This is a genomic window from Pseudomonas sp. S04 (genome assembly GCF_009834545.1).
GTDB lineage: Bacteria > Pseudomonadota > Gammaproteobacteria > Pseudomonadales > Pseudomonadaceae > Aquipseudomonas.
In genome coordinates this window covers 3,972,532-3,989,240 of the sequence record NZ_CP019427.1, presented here as the reverse complement: position 1 = coordinate 3,989,240, position 16,709 = coordinate 3,972,532, and the positions used below count along the sequence as shown (strand labels likewise).

14 protein-coding genes and 1 pseudogene are annotated in these 16,709 nt (G+C 61.1%); 4 read left to right on the top strand and 11 right to left on the bottom strand.

Annotation, left to right across the window (positions count from 1 at the left end; translation table 11 throughout):
• The first annotated feature begins 10 nt into the window (after positions 1-10).
• A complete protein-coding gene (locus PspS04_RS17585) occupies positions 11-1,753 on the top strand; it encodes an ABC transporter substrate-binding protein (RefSeq protein WP_095171352.1) in 1,743 nt (580 codons plus the stop codon).
• Positions 1,754-1,976: 223 nt separating this feature from the next.
• On the opposite strand, the gene PspS04_RS17580 is transcribed toward PspS04_RS17585, so the two are convergent.
• The 3 genes and pseudogenes from PspS04_RS17580 to PspS04_RS27570 all read right to left on the bottom strand — a co-directional run bounded on the left by PspS04_RS17580 (position 1,977) and on the right by PspS04_RS27570 (position 3,425).
• Positions 1,977-2,666, bottom strand: coding sequence for a peptidase E (locus PspS04_RS17580; protein ID WP_159996895.1), 690 nt, complete (start codon positions 2,664-2,666; stop codon positions 1,977-1,979).
• 472 nt (positions 2,667-3,138) lie between these two features.
• Positions 3,139-3,275 (bottom strand): annotated as a pseudogene (locus PspS04_RS27530) (IS630 family transposase); the annotation flags it as partial.
• Positions 3,276-3,425, bottom strand: a complete 150-nt coding sequence (locus PspS04_RS27570) for a hypothetical protein (protein ID WP_162530190.1) — start codon at positions 3,423-3,425, stop codon at positions 3,276-3,278.
• Between PspS04_RS27570 and PspS04_RS17575 the strand changes: the two genes are divergently transcribed.
• Both PspS04_RS17575 and PspS04_RS17570 read left to right on the top strand, forming a co-directional pair.
• Positions 3,424-4,383, top strand: coding sequence for a tRNA dihydrouridine synthase (locus PspS04_RS17575; protein ID WP_095171348.1), 960 nt, complete (start codon positions 3,424-3,426; stop codon positions 4,381-4,383). The genes PspS04_RS27570 and PspS04_RS17575 overlap by 2 nt on opposite strands.
• Before the next feature lie 120 nt (positions 4,384-4,503).
• Positions 4,504-4,950 (top strand): Hsp20 family protein, encoded by a 447-nt coding sequence (locus tag PspS04_RS17570; RefSeq protein ID WP_095171347.1) that lies wholly within the window; start codon positions 4,504-4,506, stop codon positions 4,948-4,950.
• A 67-nt stretch (positions 4,951-5,017) separates the two neighbouring features.
• Here the strand turns inward: PspS04_RS17570 and PspS04_RS17565 are convergent, their stop codons facing one another.
• The 8 genes from PspS04_RS17565 to PspS04_RS17530 form a co-directional block, all read right to left on the bottom strand.
• A complete protein-coding gene (locus PspS04_RS17565; RefSeq protein ID WP_159996893.1) occupies positions 5,018-5,950 on the bottom strand; it encodes a phosphatidate cytidylyltransferase in 933 nt (310 codons plus the stop codon).
• A gap of 1 nt (position 5,951) precedes the next feature.
• Complete coding sequence (locus PspS04_RS17560) at positions 5,952-6,572, bottom strand: lysophospholipid acyltransferase family protein (RefSeq protein WP_095171343.1); 621 nt, start codon at positions 6,570-6,572, stop codon at positions 5,952-5,954.
• Positions 6,573-6,581: 9 nt separating this feature from the next.
• Entirely contained in the window at positions 6,582-7,037 is a 456-nt protein-coding gene (locus PspS04_RS17555; protein ID WP_095171341.1) for a hypothetical protein, read from the bottom strand.
• The gene (locus tag PspS04_RS17550) at positions 7,027-8,370 is read right to left on the bottom strand and encodes a phosphatase PAP2/dual specificity phosphatase family protein (RefSeq protein ID WP_159996891.1); all 1,344 of its coding nucleotides are present in this window, start codon (positions 8,368-8,370) and stop codon (positions 7,027-7,029) included. The genes PspS04_RS17555 and PspS04_RS17550 overlap by 11 nt, the downstream gene beginning before the upstream one ends.
• Entirely contained in the window at positions 8,367-10,124 is a 1,758-nt protein-coding gene (locus PspS04_RS17545; protein WP_159996889.1) for a bifunctional alpha/beta hydrolase/class I SAM-dependent methyltransferase, read from the bottom strand. Before PspS04_RS17545 ends, PspS04_RS17550 begins: the two co-directional genes overlap by 4 nt.
• A 10-nt stretch (positions 10,125-10,134) precedes the next feature.
• Positions 10,135-10,758, bottom strand: coding sequence for a CDP-alcohol phosphatidyltransferase family protein (locus tag PspS04_RS17540; protein WP_159996887.1), 624 nt, complete (start codon positions 10,756-10,758; stop codon positions 10,135-10,137).
• 127 nt (positions 10,759-10,885) lie between these two features.
• Entirely contained in the window at positions 10,886-14,176 is a 3,291-nt protein-coding gene (locus PspS04_RS17535; RefSeq protein ID WP_159996885.1) for a PAS domain S-box protein, read from the bottom strand.
• A gap of 68 nt (positions 14,177-14,244) precedes the next feature.
• Entirely contained in the window at positions 14,245-15,135 is an 891-nt protein-coding gene (locus PspS04_RS17530; RefSeq protein WP_095171332.1) for a LysR family transcriptional regulator, read from the bottom strand.
• Positions 15,136-15,282: 147 nt separating this feature from the next.
• On the opposite strand from PspS04_RS17530, the gene leuC reads away from it, so the two are divergent.
• A complete protein-coding gene (gene leuC / locus PspS04_RS17525; RefSeq protein ID WP_159996883.1) occupies positions 15,283-16,701 on the top strand; it encodes a 3-isopropylmalate dehydratase large subunit in 1,419 nt (472 codons plus the stop codon).
• Positions 16,702-16,709 lie beyond the last annotated feature (8 nt).

Below are 16,709 nucleotides of genomic sequence, written 5' to 3'. Positions count from 1 at the left end.
GGAGGTCTCTATGTTCGAGAAAAACAATAAGCTGCGACATAGCATTTCAGTGGCAGCCATGCTGGCACTCAGCGGGTTGAGCGTTGCAGCCTGGGCCGATGCCTATGAAGACGCCGCGAAAAAATGGATTGGCAGCGAATTCAAACCCTCGACTCTCACGGCCGAGCAACAGCTGGAAGAGCTGAAGTGGTTCATCAAGGCCGCCGAGCCGTTTCGTGGAATGAAGATCAACGTGGTCTCGGAAACCATCGCCACCCACGAATACGAGTCCAAGGTGCTGGCCAAGGCCTTCAACGAAATCACCGGGATCAAGCTGACCCACGACCTGTTGCAAGAAGGCGACGTGGTGGAAAAACTGCAGACCCAGATGCAGTCGGACAAAAACATCTATGACGGTTGGGTCAACGACTCGGACCTGATCGGCACGCACTTTCGCTATGGCAAAACCGAATCAATCACCGACCTGATGGCCAATGAAGGCAAGGACTACACCTCGCCGACCCTCGATCTCAAGGATTTCATCGGTCTTTCCTTCACCACCGCGCCAGACGGCAAGATCTATCAACTGCCCGACCAGCAATTCGCCAACCTCTACTGGTTTCGCGCCGACTGGTTCGAGCGGGCGGACCTGAAGGCCAAGTTCAAGGAAAAGTACGGCTATGAGCTGGGCGTGCCGGTGAACTGGTCGGCCTATGAGGACATCGCCAAGTTCTTCACCGAAGACGTCAAGGAAATCGACGGCAAGCGGGTGTATGGGCACATGGACTACGGCAAGAAAGACCCGTCCCTGGGCTGGCGGTTCACCGATGCCTGGTTCTCCATGGCCGGTGGGGGCGACAAGGGCCTGCCCAATGGCTTGCCGGTGGATGAGTGGGGCATTCGCGTCGAGGATTGCCACCCGGTCGGCTCCAGCGTGACCCGTGGTGGCGATACCAACGGCCCGGCGGCGGTGTTCGCGACACAGAAGTATGTCGACTGGATGAAGGCCTACGCGCCACCGGAAGCGGCCGGCATGACCTTCTCCGAATCCGGGCCGGTGCCCTCCCAGGGCAACATCGCCCAGCAGATCTTCTGGTACACCGCCTTTACGGCCGACATGACCAAGCCAGGGTTGGCGGTGATGAACGCCGACGGCACGCCGAAATGGCGGATGGCGCCATCGCCGCGCGGACCGTATTGGGAGGAGGGCATGAAGCTGGGCTATCAGGACGTGGGGTCTTGGACGTTCATGAAGTCGACGCCGGAGAAACAGAAACTGGCGGCCTGGCTCTATGCCCAGTTCGTCACTTCAAAAACCGTGTCGCTGAAAAAGACCATCGTCGGCCTGACGCCGATTCGTGAGTCGGACATCAACTCCCAGGCCATGACCGACCTGGCACCCAAGCTCGGTGGCCTGGTGGAGTTCTACCGCAGCCCGGCCCGCGTGCAATGGACCCCGACCGGGACCAACGTGCCGGACTACCCGCGCTTGGCCCAGCTGTGGTGGAGCCACATTGCCGAAGCCGCCAGTGGCGAGAAAACCCCGCAACAGGCCCTCGACGGCCTGGCCAAGGACCAGGACGCCATCATGGCCCGCCTCGAACGCTCCAAGGTCCAACCGGTTTGCGGCCCGAAAATGAACCCGGAACGCGACGCGCAATACTGGTTCGACCAGCCGGGCGCACCAAAACCGAAACTGGCCAACGAGAAACCCAAGGGCGAGACCGTGAGTTATGCCGAACTGCTGAAGTCGTGGGAGGCGGCGCGTAAGTAATTTGGCTTGATAAACGAACGGCGCCGCAACGGTGCCGTTTTTTTGTGCGCCAGGATAGCGCTTCCACTCGGAAGTGAAAAACACCTGCGCGCTGGGTAAAGGGGCGCACTGTAAATCCAGAAGCGTTTACGCAGACGGTAGTTTTATTGGCCGTTGCAAGGTAATTGATGAGGGTGATGTTAAGTCTGAGTGTCGGCGCGACAATATCGTGGGCATTCTGGGTTCACAGTGAACGGACATGTGGGTATGCCGTATTGATGTAATAGCTGTTGCGTAACATCTCGTTGCGGATTGTTTTATGGTATTTGCCATTTTTGAAGTGGAGCGCAATGCCATCATCTACTGCATAGGCAGGGTGAATGTTTTTTGAACGCACTAACTCGACGAAGGATGCATGTCGTTCGGCCTCTGAGCTGAAGTGCGGACATAGTGCTCCGGAGAGTAACCCTAGGCCGTTGATCAGTGCGTATTCTCCTCCAGAGTCCGAGTGTCCGTAGTCGAACCAACAAATTGCTCCGGCGCTGACACCACAGAGAATTTTACCGTTTACCCACGCTTTTCTCAGACAGTCGGTTACACCGAATTCCCGCCAAATGGCGAGCATTGCTCTCGTGTTGCCACCAGCGACGTAGATAATGTCAGCTTGGTCTATCAATGATGAAATATGTGCTGCGTGCGTGAACGGCGGTATGAAAAATGTCAGTTGAATGACAATGCAGCCTGAACTTTCATATTTGTTAAAGAACTCGCGGGCCTTGATCGGATCGTCACCATTGGCTGTTGAAATAAAAAGAATCGTAGGGTTGGCTTTTTCTGATAGTGATCGTATGTATTCATCAATAGGCGCCATGTACTTTCGTTCTTCAGGTGATTCGCCTCCGATGACAATAATGTCTCTATTGGTTTTTGTCATGTTGTCTATCCTGTATGTGAGGTTTTATGTGTATTTATGTGTATTTATGTGTATTTATGTTGTTTCAGGTGTTGGAGGTGGCTCCGTAAGTTTGCGTTTTTGGTGGGTTAAAGTTGGCTTGATGTGGTGATGTTGTTTTCTGTTTTAAGGTGCGTGGTCGATGAAATTCAGTTGTTTTGCTTTCGTGAGTCATTAGTCTTGGATGGTTTTCTATGATGTCTCGTTCTGTGTTTTTAAGGTGGATACGTTGAGGTTTTGATTTGTTCATAATGCAAGTTTGACTATTCACGATTGTCGAGAGTTTGTGGAGTCGGCTTTATCCTGTGTTATCGCTCTACTTTCCTCTTGTTGTGAGGGATGAGTCCTACAATGTGTTTGGTCGATTCGGCTTTTTAGGCCTGCAGCGTAAGCACGCCACAATGCTTGATTTAGACTCCCCCTCCAGGTGACTTCTGATGCTGTACATCATTTTTGTTTCTAGAAAATTATCCAGTTCGCGAACCGAGCCGTAACTGCCGTCACGTAAGTAGATCGTTATGTCTCGAAAGAGTCACTCAAACATGTTCATCCACTAACTGGGCGTCGGAGTAAATGCATATGAAAGTGCTTTTACTTTGCCAGCCCGACTTTCTTTGCGGCGTGTCGACGGTTTAACTCGGCTTTTTCGTCGAAACGACGCGAAACCGTCCACCGGTACGGCATGCCCTGGTCGGCGAAACCGGCTAAACTGCCGCACGATTTTTGTTGAGTGTTTTCCATGCAAATTGCCTTGGCGCCCATGGAGGGGTTGGTCGACAACATCCTGCGGGACGTGCTGACCCGGGTTGGCGGTATCGATTGGTGCGTGACCGAGTTCATCCGGATCAACGATCAACTGCTCACGCCTGCCTATTTCCACAAGTTCGGTCCTGAATTGCTCACCGGTGCCAAGACCGCAGCCGGCGTGCCGCTGCGTGTGCAATTGCTCGGTTCCGATCCGGTGTGCCTGGCGGAAAACGCGGCGCTGGCCTGTGAGCTGGGCTCGCAGGTGATCGACCTGAACTTCGGTTGCCCGGCCAAGACCGTCAACAAATCCCGTGGCGGTGCGGTATTGCTCAAGGAGCCCGAGCTGCTCAACCAGATCGTCGAGCATGTGCGGCGTGCGGTTCCGGCGCACATTCCGGTGACCGCCAAGATGCGCCTGGGCTTCGATAGCCCGGACGGTTCGCTGGTGTGTGCCACGGCGCTGGCCGAAGGCGGCGCCGAGCATATCGTGGTGCACGCGCGGACCAAGATGGATGGCTACAAGCCGCCGGCGCATTGGGAGTGGATCCCGCGGGTGCAGGAGGTGGTCAAGGTGCCGGTGTTCGCCAATGGCGATATCTGGAGCGTCGACGACTGGCGCCGCTGCCGCGAGATCAGTGGAGTGGAAGACATCATGCTGGGTCGCGGCCTGGTGTCGCGCCCGGACCTGGCGCGACAGATCGCTGCCGCGCGGGCGGGTGAAGAGGTGGTGGAGATGACCTGGGCCGAGCTGTTGCCGTTGATCCAGGAATTCTGGCTGCAGGCCAAGGCGCAGATGACCGCGCGCCAATCGCCGGGTCGCTTGAAGCAATGGCTGGCGATGTTGACCCGCAATTATCCCGAGGCGGTGGAGCTGTTTACCCTCATGCGCCGGGAGACGGAACTGGACCAGGTCTCGCGTTTGCTGGGTTTGCAGGTCGCGGAGGCGGCCTGAAAAAAACTGCAGAAAACCTCTTGAAATGCAATCAGCGGTCCCTATCTAAGGGTTACGCGATGCCGAACTCGGGTCGCGGAGACAAAAAACCTTGCTGATTGTTTTCAGGAGATTTGAACCATGAGTACCGCATTTTCCCTGGCTCCACTGTTCCGTTCTTCGGTTGGTTTCGATCGTTTCAACGATCTGTTCGAGTCTGCGCTGCGCAACGAGCCCGGCAGCAGCTACCCACCCTACAACGTTGAAAAACACGGTGATGACCAGTACCGCATCGTCGTGGCGGCAGCCGGCTTCCAGGAAGAAGACCTGGAACTGCAAGTCGAAAAAGGCGTGTTGACCATCAGTGGCGGCAAACGCGACAGCAACGACAGCGTGACCTTCCTGCACCAGGGCATCGCCCAGCGCGCTTTCAAACTGTCGTTCCGCCTGGCCGATCACATCGAAATCAAGGCCGCGGACCTGCGCAATGGCCTGTTGAGTATTGACCTGCTGCGCATCGTGCCGGAAGAGGCGAAAGCCAAACGCATCCCGATCAACGGCGAGCAAAAACCAGCACTGCAGCACTGAGTCACCGCAATGAAGAAGGGCGCCGATGGCGCCCTTTTTTATCGGCTGTCTGTAGGAGCCGCCAGACTCACGTCCATCCATACCGCACCAGGTGAAAGAAGATCGGCGCGGCGAAACACACCGAGTCCAGACGGTCGAGCATGCCGCCGTGGCCTTCGATCATGTGCCCCCAGTCCTTGACGCCACGGTCGCGCTTGATCGCCGACATCACGATGCCACCGGCAAACCCCAGTAGGTTGATCAGCAGGGCGATCAGGAACGACTGCCAGGCATTGAACGGGGTAATCCAGCACAACGCGGCCCCGATCACGGAAGCCAGGAGGATACCGCCGATAAAACCTTCGACGGTTTTGGACGGGGACAGGTTGGGCGCGATCTTGTGTTTGCCAAACAGTTTGCCGCAGACGTACTGCAACACGTCCGACATTTGCACCACGATCACCAGGTAGGCGATCAGCAGCAGGTTGCGGCCCTCGTATCCAGCAATGTCCAGGGTCAGCAGGGCGGGTACGTGGGACACGCAGAACACCGCAATCATCAGCCCCCATTGGACCTTGGAGGCGCGCTCGAGAAAGTGCGTGCTGTCCCCGCCCAATGACGCGAGGATCGGCAGCAACAGGAATACGTAGACCGGAATGAAGATCGAGAACAGCCCGTACCAGTCGAAATAAATCAGCAGGTACTGCAGCGGCAGCGCCAGGTAGAAGGCCGCCACCAGGGCCGGGTAGTCGCTGCGCCGGGTCGGGGTGAGGGTCATGAACTCGCGCAGGGCGTAGAAGGATACGGCGTAGAACAGCAGGATGACCGCGCTGGTGCCGAGCCAGAAAGCGATGCCGATCACCGCCACCATCACCCACCAGGCGTTGATCCGCGCGTTGAGATTATCGATCACCGGGTCCGGTGTACCGCGCTTGCGCAGCTTGAGGATCCAGCCGATCAGCGAGGCGAGCAGCAGGAAAGCACCAATCCCGCCAAACAGCATCAGGGTTTGTCTGTCCATGTCAGGCCGGCTCCTCAGCCAGGTCCAGCAGCGCTGCACGGCTGCGCTGGAGAAACTGTTCTTTGCTTTCATCAATATCGAGGGTTAGCGCCGCGCCAAAACGGGTGGTGCATAGCAAGGGCAGCGGCAGGAACCGGCCCTTGGGCATGACGCGGTTGAGGTTGGCGATCCACACCGGCACCAGCTCGACCTCGGGGTGTGCTTTGGCCAAGTGATAGATCCCGCTTTTGAACGGCAGCAGGCCGTCCGCGAGGTTACGTGTGCCCTCGGGGAAGATGATCAGTGAGTCGCCGTTGGCCAAGGCCTCGAGCATCGGCAGCAAGGGGTTGTCAGTCGGTTCCTTGCGCTCACGGTCGACCAGCACGCCATTGAACACACGATTGATGATGTAGCGGCGCAGCGGGGTGGTTTGCCAGTAATCGGCGCCCGCCACCGGCCGGGTCATTTTGCGCAGGGCCGGGGGCAGCGAGGCCCAGAGCAGCACGAAGTCGCCATGGCTGCTGTGGTTGGCGAAGTAGATGCGCTGCACCGCTTGCGGCGCGCAACCGAGCCACAGGCTACGGGCGCCGGTAATGGTGCGTGCCGCGGAGGTGATGAGGGTGGCGACCAAGGGTTCGAGCATGAAAGTTCCTTATTCAGCGAAGGCCAGCCAGGGGCCGGCCAGGATGAAGCCCAGTGTCAGCAGCACCTGCACCGCCACCAGCAGGGCCTGGCGCCGAAGCAGGTTGAGGGCGCCGCCGGTACGTTCGCTCCACAGGCGACCACCCCGCGCGGCAGGTTGCAGGCCGAGGGCGGCGAGGGCGTGATCCAGGGCCTCGGTACGCAGGGGCAGGGGTTGATTGCCGTCGGCTATGCGCTGGAACAGTTCCGCGTCGAGCGCGACCCGCACGGCCCAGTATTTTTGCAGCACGCCCAGTACCAGCAGGGCGGCACTGCACAGCACCGCCCAGACACCGGGGCTGGCCAACAGATACTGGCTCAAGCCCAGCAAGGCGCCGACCAGCGCGAGGCCGGTGGACAGTTGATCCAGGGAGGCCCCGCGGCGCAGCAGGCTGGCGGTCGTATGCAGTTCCATGTCAGTGGTCATGGGCAGGCTCCGTGCTCAAGCACAAGGGTGTCAGGGCGACTCGGTGGGCCTGGCGCAGGACGATGCCCGGGCGGGCTCGTTGCAGTTGCAGGAGCGCTTGATCGAGGTTGGCAGCCCTGCCGCTGCGCAACAGCCAGGCGGCCACCGCAGTGGCACTGCGTGAATAACCGAGGGCGCAACAGACCAGCAGCGGACCGTGCTGGCGCAGGTCTTCGATGGCCTGCGCGGCTTCCAGGCATTGCGCGGTGGTGGGGGCGGTCAGGTCGAGCACGGGCAGCGAGCGGTAGGCCAGGTTTCCCGGGTCCAGCGACAACTCGGCACACAGGTCGAGCACCGCCTTGAACGGGCTGTCCTGCAGTTCCCGGTGGGTCGGCATCCGTCCCAGCCACACGCCATCGAGCACTAGGTCGGGCTGCGGATGGTGGCGCGTCCACCCGCGTGAGTTGAGCCAGGCCGCGGCCAGGTAGGGCGCCAACAACCAGCGTGCGGCCCAGCTCAGGCGCCCGTCGGCGCGCTTTTGAAAACCATTGGCGTCCAGCACCGCGTAATTCAGCGCGACCAACAGCAAGGCCAGCGCCGGCCAGAGCAACCACAACCCGCCGCCACCGATGCGCCAGGCCAGGAGACCCAAGATCCCGGCACCTGCCAGGTAGCACAGGCTGAGTTTCCAGCGTTGGCTGTCGCGGGCCAGCCGGGCACTGCACAGCGGACTCGGGCGATCCAGCGGCCACAGCCAGACACACAGCCAGCCGAGCAAGGCGCCCGTGGGCAAATCGATGAAGTGATGCTGGTAGGTGGTCAGCACCGACACCCCGATCAGGCCAAACCAGACATGCATCAACCCGCGCCAGAGGCCCGATAAATGTCGCTGGTAGCAGGTCCATAACACCACCAGCAGGGCAATGTGCAGGGAGGGAGCCTGATTGAACGGTTTGTCGAAGCCGGCCAGGACCTCGAACAGCCAGCCGAAAACCCCATCGAGTTCGGGCCGTTCGAAGGTGAAGCGTAATGGCCACAGCAGAAAACAACTGACCGCGATCAGTTGCGCGGTCAGCAGGCGCAACGCATGGCGCTTGAGCTCCTGGCGAGTGTCGGGTAGCAGCAACGACAGGCCATACAGTAGGTCGATCGACCAATAGGGCACGATGGTCCACGCCCAGAACGGCATGTGGTTTTCCCAACCAAATACCAGGCTGCCGACTTCGCCGCGCTGGGTAGTGGCCCAGGTGGCAAAGCCGTAGGTGGCAAAAAACAACGGTGCCAACACCAGCAGCCAGAGCACCGCGGGCTTCAACAAGCCGGGTTCACGCTGCCCGGTGATGGCGTTGCTCATGCCTGCACGCGCTGGGCCAGGGCGACGCTGAAGATGCCCCACTCATCGACCCGCTGGGTGATTTTGCGAAAACCTGCGGCTTCCACCAACTGGTCCATTTCTGCCTGGCTGCGGCGGCGCATGACCCAGGCCTGGCCTTCGCGGTGGCTGGTCAGGGCGCGGGCAATCAGTTCCAGTTGCGGGTGCCAGGGTTGGCCGGTGTAGACCAGGTAACCGCCGACGGGCACCGCGTCCGCCAGACCCGCAAGGGAGCCGCCGACCATCTGGTTGTCGGCGAACAGTTCATACAGGCCGGACACCACGGCGAGGGTCGGTTGCGGGTCGAGGGCCGCCAGGTCGGAGCGGTCGAAGGCATCGGCCTTGATGAAACGGGCGATGTTTTCCAGGCCCTTCTCGCGGATCAACGCACTGCCGTCGCGCACGTTGATGTCGCTGTAGTCACGCAACAGTATTGATTCGGGCAGCGGGGTAACCCCCTGCAAGGCTTCGAGAATGTAGCGTCCGTGACCGGCGGCGATGTCGACGATCCGCACCGCGCTGCCTTGCTCGCGCAATTGGGCGATCGCCAGGCGCAGCAGTTCCTCGACATGCAGTTTGCGCTGGCGAATGCCGCGCCAGCCGATCGAGTCCAGGTAACTGCGGTCGATCATCCGCCCGATCGCAGAGGTGCCAGTGGGGGTGTTGCGGTAGACGTAGTCCAGGGTGCTGCCGGAGTCGAAACCGGTGTCGAAACCCAGCTTGACCCCGCTCGACAGTCGACTGCCCAAACGCATACTGGCGCGGGTCATGCGCCAGTAGCGGTCGCGCAGGGAGTTGTGCGGCAAGGGCGCGGCCAGGGCTTCCGATTCGGCGCACGTCAGGCCCAGGCGGTCGGCGGCCAGCAGCGAAGGGCGTGCGAGCGGTTGCTGGAAGTTCTGCACTATGAAGCGCCGGGCACTGGCGACGGCGATAGCGCGACGCTTTTCGCCGAGGGTGTCGTGGAAGAAGCCCGGCAGGATGTGTTTTTCCTTGTGCAGGCTGCCCAGGCGCTCGAAGAACTGCTCCTGTGGTTGGCGATGCACCACGAAGTCGGCACCAGAGATCAGGAGCTGGGTGGGCACCTGAATCGCCTGGGCATCGGCCACCACGCGCTCGGCGGCGTCATACAGGCCGAGCAGTACATTCACTGAAATGGCTTTGGTGATCAGCGGGTCGCTGTCGTAGGAGGCCACCCGTTCTGGGTCATGGCTGAGAAAGCGTGCCTTGACGTAGCTGTTGACGAAGAAGTTACCGCGAAACCGCCGCATCAGGGCCAGCCCCTGGCGGGCGAAGGGTACGTAGAGCTTTACTTTGAACGCCGGCGACGCCAGCACCAGTGCGCGGATGCGTGGGGCGTAGTCGTGGACCCAAGTGGCGACTATCACCGCGCCAACGCTCTGGGCAATCACGGCCATGTCCGACTCGGCGATCTGGTAGGTCGCCTGCAGGTGATCGCAGAACGTCTGCACGTCACGCACGCTGGTGGCGAAGCTCGGGCTGTCGCCGCGTTCGCCCGGGGACAGCCCATGGCCGCGTGAATCCCAGGCAAAAAAATCCACTTCAGGCAGGTCCAGTTCGTCTGCCAGATGGGCGATGCGCGCGGAATGTTCATGGCCGCGGTGGAACAGCAGCACGGCTTTGCGCGGTTCGCCGGGGGCCGGGGTGCCTGGCCAGTAGCGATAGAACAGTTGCACACCGTCGTGGGTGGTGAATGTCTGGTGCTGGGCTTGGCGCATGACAGCTTCCTTAGACTGAGGGGGCGTTTTCCTGGACTTCCTTGAGACCCTGGCGGACCCGGTTGAACAGGGTGTAGGCCAGCAGGACCGCGATCAGCGCGAACACCCCGTTGATCCACGGGGCGCTGGCCCAACCCAGGGCGATAGCCATGGCCAGGAGCCCCAGCACCAACGCCCGGTCGCTCTTGCCCATCGGCCCGTCATAACGCCGCGAAGCACCGATCATCGGGCCCAATACGCCGCTGTATTCGCTGAACACCGCAAGCAGGGTGACCAGCATTACCAGCAGCAGGCTGACGTCGGCGATCAGGGCGAAGGGCAGGATCAGTGCGCAGTCGGCGACCACGTCGCACAGCTCATTGAGATAGGCCCCCAGCGGTGATTGCTGGTTGAACTCGCGGGCGAGCATGCCGTCGATGGCGTTGAGGGCCATGCGCAGCAGCATCCACAGGGGAATCAGGGCGAACATCCAGGCGTGCTGGGCAAACGCGCTGATCGCGACCCCCACCAACACCGAACCGAGGCCTGCCAGCAGGGTGATCTGATTGGCCGTGGTGCCGTTGGCGAACAAGCGCCGGACCAGCGGTCGCAAGCAGTTCTGAAACGCAGGTTTGAGCTGATAGATGCTGGGCACGGCAAGGAGTCTCGGCGAGGGAGCGTGCGGCAAGGCAATGCCGGGAAATATGAGGTGTGAGTGTAGATGGCTTCTGGCTTCTGGCCGCGCGGGCCACGTTACCCGGCGAGTGCGACCTGGCCACCGGTTATTGCAACAGCAACTGAAACTCCTCCACCGGCAACGGCCGGCTATGCAGGTAGCCCTGGTACAAGTGACAGCCCAGGCCCTGCAAAAACTCAAGCTGTTCCGGGGTTTCCACGCCCTCGGCGATGACTTCCAGTCCCAGGCTGCGGGCCATGGCGACGATGGCGCGGATGATTTCGGCGTCGTTGGGGTCGCTGGTAGCGTCGCGGATGAACGACTGGTCGATTTTCAAGGTGTCCACCGGCAGGCGCTTGAGGTAGGTCAGCGATGAGTAGCCGGTGCCGAAGTCGTCCATGGCAAAGCTGACGCCGAGTTTTTTCAGGCGGCGCATTTTGTTGATGGTGTCCTCCAGGTTCTGGATCACGATGCCTTCGGTGATTTCCAGTTTCAGCAGCGAGCAGGGCAGGCCGTGGCTGCTGAGGCTGCGCTCGATGCGCTCGACGAAATCGGCCTGGCGGAACTGTCGCGGGCTGATGTTCACGCACAGGCTGAAGTTCAGCGGATCGACCTTGCCCCTGGCGATCAGTTGCTTGAAGGCCTGGCAGGCTTCATCGAGGATCCAGGTGCCGACTTCGAGGATCAGACCGCTGTCTTCCAGTACCTTGATGAACTCGTTGGGCGACTGGGCGCCCAATTGCGGGTGGTTCCAGCGCACCAGCGCTTCGGCGCCGACGATGCGCTCGCCGCGGGCATCGACCTGGGGTTGGTAGTGCACCCGGAACTCACCCCGTGACAGGGCCAGGCGCAGGTCGGTTTCCATGCGCAAGCGCTCGCTGGCGGCCTTCTGCATGGTGTTGTGGTACATCTGCGTGGTGTTGCGCCCCGAGTCCTTGGCCCGATACAGGGCAATATCCGCGCGCTTGAGCAGGTCGGTCGGGGTGGAGCCGTGGTCGGGAATCAAGGCCACGCCGATACTGGGCGTGACCTGCAGGCGGTGACCGTCGAGGAACATCGGCTCCGACAGCAGCTCGCGCAGGGTGTCGGCCAGGTCCCGCACCTGATCGCTGACTTCATTGCGCGAGCCTTCCAGGCCACTGAGCAGGACCACGAACTCGTCACCGCCCAGGCGGGCCACGGTGTCTTCCATGCGAACGCTGGCTTCCAGGCGTGCGGTGATGATCTTCAGCACCGTATCGCCCACCGGGTGGCCCAGGGAGTCATTGATGTGCTTGAAGTGGTCGAGGTCGAGGAACAGCAGCGCGCCACGCAGGTTGTGGCGCTTGAGCAGGGCGATCTGCTGGCTCAGGCGGTCCATCAGGAGGGCGCGGTTGGGCAGGTTGGTCAGGGAGTCGTGGTAGGCCAGGTGACGGATCTGCGCTTCGGCATTCTTCAGCAGGCTGACGTCCCGCGCGGTCAGTAGCAGGCAGTCGGTTTCATTGAGGGTGATCGGTTCCACCGAAACCTCGACGGTGAGCAACTGCCCGCTCTTGTTGCGCCCGAGCATTTCCAGGTGGTGCACCCGGCCCTTGAGTTGCAGCTCCGCCAGCAGCATCGAGCGCTGCTTTTCTTCGGCCCAGATTCCGACCTGGTACACGGTTTTGCCGACCACTTCCTCGGCACGGTAGCCGGTCAGGCGGCAGAAGCCGTCGTTGACCTCCAGGTAACGCCCAGTGTCGCGTTCAGTGATGGTGATGGCGTCGGGGCTGGAGTGAAACGCCTTGGCGAATTTCTCTTCACTGGCCTTGAGCGCGGCCTCCGAGCGCTGTTGCTGGGTTATGTCGCGCAGGGTGGTGACGATGCACGGTTGTTCGCCGACGCTGATCTGCCGGCTGGAAATCACGCAGGTCAGGGACTGGCCGTCCTTGTGCTGGACCATGATCGCCACATTGTTCAGGCCCTGTTCGCGGATCACCTGTTCGATCCGCCGCAGGCTTTGCGCCGAGGCGTCCCACAGGCCGATGTCGTCGGCGCTGCGGCCGATCACGTCGGCGGCGGTCCATCCGAAGGTCTGGGTGAAGCTGTTGTTGATTTCGATGAACTGGCCGCTGTCCTGGCGGGTCACGCAGATCGGGTCCGGGCTGACCTGGAACAGAGTGGCGAACTTCTCTTCGGAAGCCACCAGGCGCTGCTCGCGCTCCACCTGGTCGGTGATGTCGAGCAAGGTCCCGGCCATGCGCAAGGGCTGGCCGTCTTCGTCGCGGTACAGGCGCGCGCGGCTTTCCAGGTAGCGTGATGTGCCATCGGCCAACTGCACCCGGTAAGTCAGTTGATAGTTGCCGGCCGGACCTTCACGCAGGCTGCGGTAGGCGTCGCGCATGCTGTCGCGCTCTTCGCCGGGAACCCCTTCGAAAAACTCCTCGAAGGATTCATGAAATGGGATCGGTTCCAGCCCGTGCAGTTGGGCGGCCCGCGCCGAACCATAGAGCATGCCGCTGGGGATGTGCCAGTCCCAGGTGCCCAGTTGGGCGGAATCCAGGGCCAGGTCCAGGCGCTCCTGGCTGTCCTTGAGCGCGTCTTCGGCGATTTTGCGTTCGGTGGTGTCGAGAAAGGTGCTCAGCAGGTAGGGCTGGCCTTCGAGTTCGACCTTCTGCGCGCTGAGGATGCCGTCATGGATCTGCCCATTGCTGGCGCGGAACTGCACTTCCATGCTTACCAGCTCGCCCTTGGCCTTGGTCGCCTTGACCAGCTTGGCCCGCTGCTCGGGGTGCACCCACAACCCCAGTTCCAGAGTGGTACGACCAATGGCGTCCTGTACCGGCCAGCCGAACAGGCTCTCGAAATACTGGTTGGCCTCGGTGATCAGGCCGTCTTCCTGGCGGGTCAGCAAGACCATGTTGGGGCACAGGTGAAACAGCGTGGCGAAGCGTTTTTCCGAACTGCTCAGGGCCTGTTCGCGCTGGCGCTGATGGGTGATCTCGCGGATCACCCCGATCATCCGTGGCCGGCCCTGTTTGTCCGGCAGCAGGCTACCGCTGATTTCCAGCCAGTGCAGGCTGCCATCCGGCCAGCGGATGCGGTGGTGCATCACTTGTTCCAGGGGCGCGCCGGCGATCACCGCATTGAACGCACGCAAGGTCTTGGGCCGGTCCTCGGCGGGCAGCAGGTCGAGGTATTCAAGGTCGGCCGGCAAGGGTTTGCGGGGGTCGAAGCCGAACAATGCCTGGGTGCCCCGCGACCAACTGATCAGCCCGCGCTCGATGTCCCAATACCAGGCACCCAGGCGCGCGCCATTAAGGGCGGCCAGCAACTGCGGAGCGCTTTCCCAACTTTGCTCCGAAGTGTGGGGGTCAAGCGCCTGGATACGCGGCATCAATGGCGTATGGGGACGAGGGCGGTCAACAGATTTGGGCATTGGCAGCAGGCCTTGGGCTGAATGGGGCGTTAGGCACGGGTTTTGCGGCTCTATAGGAGTAGCACAAGTTAGCCATCAGTCCCTGGCAAATCGATCTGTGCGTCCAGCAAAGCCATGAAGGCCCGCGCGGCATTCGACAACGTCCTTTCGGTGTGCACGATATAGCCTAGCTGGCGAGTGAGTTGTATGCCCGGCAATGGGATGCGCGCCACCTGGTCGTCGAGCATGGTGCGCGGCAGGACGCTCCAGGCCAGGCCGATAGACACCATCATCTTGATGGTTTCCAGGTAATTGGTGCTCATGGCGATGTTCGGCGTCAGTCCCTGGGCCTCGAACAGGCGCTGGACGATGTGATGGGTGAAGGTGTTGCCGCCGGGGAAGACCGCCGGGTGCAGGGCGATGTCGGCCAGGCTGACCGCGCCATTGCTGATCAGCGAATGCTCGGGGGCCACCACGAAATCCAGCGGGTCGTCCCAGACCGGGGTGGCCTTGACCAGGGTGTGGGGTTCCGGGGCCAGGGTAATCACTGCCAGTTCAGCGCGGCCGTGAAGAATTTCCTCATAGGCCACTTCCGAGTCGAGGAACTGGATGTCCAGCGCCACCTCGGGGTATTGGCGGGTGAACGCCCTTAATAAGGGTGGCAAGCGATGCAGGCCGATGTGGTGACTGGTGGCCAGGGTCAGGCGACCGGTGACCTCGCCGGTCAGGTTGGTCAGGGCGCGGCGGGTGTCATCCAGCACGTTGAGGATCTGGTAGGCCCGCGGCAGCAGGGCGCGCCCGGCTTCGGTCAGGCCCACTTCGCGACCCAGGCGATCAAACAGGCGCACCTTGAGCTGTTGCTCCAGGCCGGCGATGCGTTTGCTGATGGCCGGCTGGGTCAGGTGCAGGCGTTCACCGGCCCCGGAGAAGCTGCCGGTCTCGGCAATGGCAATAAAAGCATTGAGGTTGGCCAGGTCCATGTTCGTATTCCAGTTGGTTATCCAAAGCATGAAAAATATGAATTTGAGTTATTTAATGTAACCCCATAGGATCGACCTCACAAGCCAAGGGGTTATTGAGTCGCTCAAGGCCCAGGGCATAGAAACAAGCTGATGAGGAAACGTCTGATGGCCGGCAAAACGCTCTACGACAAGCTCTGGGATTCGCATTTGGTCAAGCAGCGCGACGATGGTTCGGCGCTGATCTATATCGATCGTCACATCATTCACGAAGTGACCTCGCCGCAAGCCTTTGAAGGCCTGCGTCTGGCCGGGCGCAAGCCGTGGCGCATCGATGCCAACATCGCGACCCCGGACCACAACGTACCGACCACCCCGGAGCGCAAGGGCGGCATCGAGGCGATTGTCGACCAGGTCTCGCGTTTGCAGGTTCAGACCCTCGACGACAACTGTGACGAATACGGCATCGTCGAATTCAAGATGAACGACGTGCGCCAAGGCATTGTCCACGTCATCGGCCCGGAGCAGGGCGCCACCTTGCCGGGCATGACCGTGGTCTGCGGCGACTCCCATACCTCGACCCACGGTGCCTTTGGGGCCCTGGCCCACGGCATCGGCACCTCCGAGGTCGAGCACGTGCTCGCCACCCAGTGCCTGGTGGCCAAGAAAATGAAGAACATGCTGGTGTCCGTCGAAGGCACCTTGCCGTTTGGCGTGACTGCCAAGGACATCGTGCTCGCCGTGATCGGCAAGATCGGCACCGCCGGCGGTAATGGCCATGCGATCGAATTCGCCGGTAGCGCGATTCGTGACCTGTCCGTTGAGGGCCGCATGACCATCTGCAACATGTCCATCGAAGCCGGTGCCCGTGTGGGCCTGGTAGCCGCCGACGAAAAAACCGTGGCGTACGTCAAGGGCCGTCCTTTCGCCCCGAAAGGCGCGGAATGGGACTTGGCGGTCGAAGCGTGGAAAGACCTGGTGTCGGACGCCGATGCCAAGTTCGACACCATCGTTGAACTCGACGCGACCCAGATCAAGCCACAAGTCAGCTGGGGCACCTCGCCTGAGATGGTACTGGCGGTTGATCAGAACGTGCCGGATCCGGCCAAGGAAATGGACCTGGTCAAGCGCGATTCCATCGTCCGTGCCTTGAAGTACATGGGTTTGACCGCCAACCAGGCGATCACCGACATTCAGCTGGACCGCGTGTTCATTGGTTCCTGCACCAACTCGCGGATCGAAGACTTGCGCGCGGCAGCCGTGATCGCCAAGGGCCGCAAGGTGGCCTCGACCATCAAGCAAGCCATCGTGGTCCCGGGTTCGGGGCTGGTGAAGGCCCAGGCGGAATCGGAAGGCCTGGACAAGATTTTCCTCGAGGCCGGTTTCGAATGGCGTGAGCCAGGCTGCTCGATGTGTCTGGCGATGAACCCGGACCGTTTGGAAAGTGGCGAGCATTGCGCGTCCACCTCCAACCGTAACTTCGAAGGCCGTCAGGGCGCCGGTGGTCGTACTCACCTGGTAAGCCCGGCGATGGCCGCCGCGGCCGCTGTCAACGGCCGTTTCATTGACGTCCGCGAATTGATCTGAAGGAGCGC

Coding starts and splice junctions, on each gene's coding strand:
- leuC (WP_159996883.1), top strand. CDS start 15,283: ATGGCCGGCAAAACGCTCTACGACAAGCTCTGGGATTCGCATTTGGTC.
- PspS04_RS17545 (WP_159996889.1), bottom strand. CDS start 10,124: ATGCGCCAAGCCCAGCACCAGACATTCACCACCCACGACGGTGTGCAA.
- PspS04_RS17555 (WP_095171341.1), bottom strand. CDS start 7,037: ATGACCACTGACATGGAACTGCATACGACCGCCAGCCTGCTGCGCCGC.
- PspS04_RS27570 (WP_162530190.1), bottom strand. CDS start 3,425: ATGGAAAACACTCAACAAAAATCGTGCGGCAGTTTAGCCGGTTTCGCC.
- PspS04_RS17535 (WP_159996885.1), bottom strand. CDS start 14,176: ATGCCCAAATCTGTTGACCGCCCTCGTCCCCATACGCCATTGATGCCG.
- PspS04_RS17570 (WP_095171347.1), top strand. CDS start 4,504: ATGAGTACCGCATTTTCCCTGGCTCCACTGTTCCGTTCTTCGGTTGGT.
- PspS04_RS17530 (WP_095171332.1), bottom strand. CDS start 15,135: ATGGACCTGGCCAACCTCAATGCTTTTATTGCCATTGCCGAGACCGGC.
- PspS04_RS17560 (WP_095171343.1), bottom strand. CDS start 6,572: ATGCTCGAACCCTTGGTCGCCACCCTCATCACCTCCGCGGCACGCACC.
- PspS04_RS17575 (WP_095171348.1), top strand. CDS start 3,424: ATGCAAATTGCCTTGGCGCCCATGGAGGGGTTGGTCGACAACATCCTG.
- PspS04_RS17550 (WP_159996891.1), bottom strand. CDS start 8,370: ATGAGCAACGCCATCACCGGGCAGCGTGAACCCGGCTTGTTGAAGCCC.
- PspS04_RS17565 (WP_159996893.1), bottom strand. CDS start 5,950: ATGGACAGACAAACCCTGATGCTGTTTGGCGGGATTGGTGCTTTCCTG.
- PspS04_RS17580 (WP_159996895.1), bottom strand. CDS start 2,666: ATGACAAAAACCAATAGAGACATTATTGTCATCGGAGGCGAATCACCT.
- PspS04_RS17585 (WP_095171352.1), top strand. CDS start 11: ATGTTCGAGAAAAACAATAAGCTGCGACATAGCATTTCAGTGGCAGCC.